This window comes from Nonomuraea deserti, assembly GCF_004348685.1.
GTDB classification, from domain to species: Bacteria; Actinomycetota; Actinomycetes; order Streptosporangiales; family Streptosporangiaceae; genus Nonomuraea; species Nonomuraea deserti.
Genome location: NZ_SMKO01000400.1, coordinates 1 through 1,527 on the forward strand (window position 1 = coordinate 1; position 1,527 = coordinate 1,527).

The window sequence follows — 1,527 nt, forward strand, 5'->3', positions numbered from 1 at the left end:
CCCCACCTCCCCACCGCACCCACCCACCGCGCCTGGTCCTCACGGCGCGCCAGGTTCTCACGGCGCGCCGGGCCGAGTCGTGGTCGATCCCGCACGGGTGCTGGGCGCCTGGCTCGGGCGGGCGGCCGGGTGCGTCCTGGGGAAACCCGTCGAGAAGATCCCGCGCGAGGGCATCAGGGAGATCGCCGAGGCCACCGGCAACTGGCCCATCAGGGGCTGGTTCACCGCGAAGGGCCTGCCCGACGACGTCGCGCGCCGCTGGCCGTGGAACCGCCGCAGCGCGGTCAACTCCCTGGCCGAGAACATCGACGGCATCCCCGAGGACGACGACCTCAACTACCCGCTGCTGGCCCTGACCGTCCTGGAACGCCACGGCCGCGGCTTCACCACCGGCGACGTGGCCAGGCTGTGGCTGGACGAGCTGCCCGCGGGCCGTACGTTCACCGCCGAGCGGGTCGCGTACCGTAACCTGCTGGACGGCGTCGAGCCGCCGCGCACGGCGACCCACCGCAACCCGTTCCGCGAGTGGATCGGAGCGCTGATCAGGGCGGACGTGTACGGCTGGGTCAACCCGGGCGATCCGGCCACGGCCGCCGAGTACGCCTGGCGCGACGCCCGGCTCACGCACACCGCGAACGGGATCTACGGGGCGATGTTCGTGGCCGCGATGTGCGCCGCCTCGCTGGTGGCCACGTCGGCGGAGGAGGTGGTGCGGGCGGGCCTGTCCGTGGTGCCCGAGGGGTCGAGGCTGCACGAGGCCGTACGCCTGGCCGTCGCGGACGCCGCCCGCGAGGACGACTTCGAGCGGGTCGTCGACCGCCTCCACGAGCGCCACGGCGCCCTGCACTGGGTGCACACGGTCAACAACGCCGCCCTCGTCGCGGCCACGCTGATCCACGGCCGGGGCGACTTCACCGCCACGATCGCCGGGGCGGTCGCCGGCGGCTGGGACACCGACTCGGCCGGGGCCACGGCCGGGTCCCTCGTTGGAGCGCTGAACGGCGGCGTGCCCGGCCGCTGGCGCATGCGCGACCGCCTGGCCAGCAGCCTCACCGGGTTCGACGGGGTGGGCCTGGAGGAGCTGGCGGCCCGTACACAGGAGATGATGACCACATGATCTCGGTTTTCGGCAGCGCCAACATGGATCTCGTCGCGTACGTCTCAGCAGCCCCCAAACGCGGCGAGACGGTCACCGGGCACCGCTTCCGCACCATCCCCGGCGGCAAGGGCGCCAACCAGGCGATCGCCGCGGCCCGCGCGGGGGCGCAGGTGGCGTTCCTCGGGGCGGTCGGCGACGACGGTTTCGGCGCGGAGATGCGGGCCACGCTGGCGGAGGCCGGCGTCGACGTACGCGGCCTGCGCCAGGTGCCGGGGCCCAGCGGCATCGCGCACATCGTGGTCGACGACGACGGCGGCAACTCGATCGTCGTCGTGCCGGGGGCGAACGGCACGGTCACCGGCCCGTCCTCCGACGACCTGGCCGTGATCGCGGCTTCCCAGGCGCTGCTGCTCCAGCTGGAGCTGCCC

Annotated in this window: 2 protein-coding genes; both read left to right on the forward strand. The window is 74.1% G+C overall.

Going from position 1 to position 1,527, the window contains the following annotated elements; translation table 11 throughout:
- Positions 1 to 79 precede the first annotated feature (79 nt).
- Positions 80 to 1,117, forward strand: coding sequence for an ADP-ribosylglycohydrolase family protein (locus E1292_RS50325; protein WP_246091069.1), 1,038 nt, complete (start codon positions 80 to 82; stop codon positions 1,115 to 1,117).
- The coding region (locus E1292_RS50330) for a PfkB family carbohydrate kinase (RefSeq protein ID WP_246091071.1) at positions 1,114 to 1,527 on the forward strand (414 nt) is incomplete at its 3' end. The genes E1292_RS50325 and E1292_RS50330, both read left to right, overlap by 4 nt.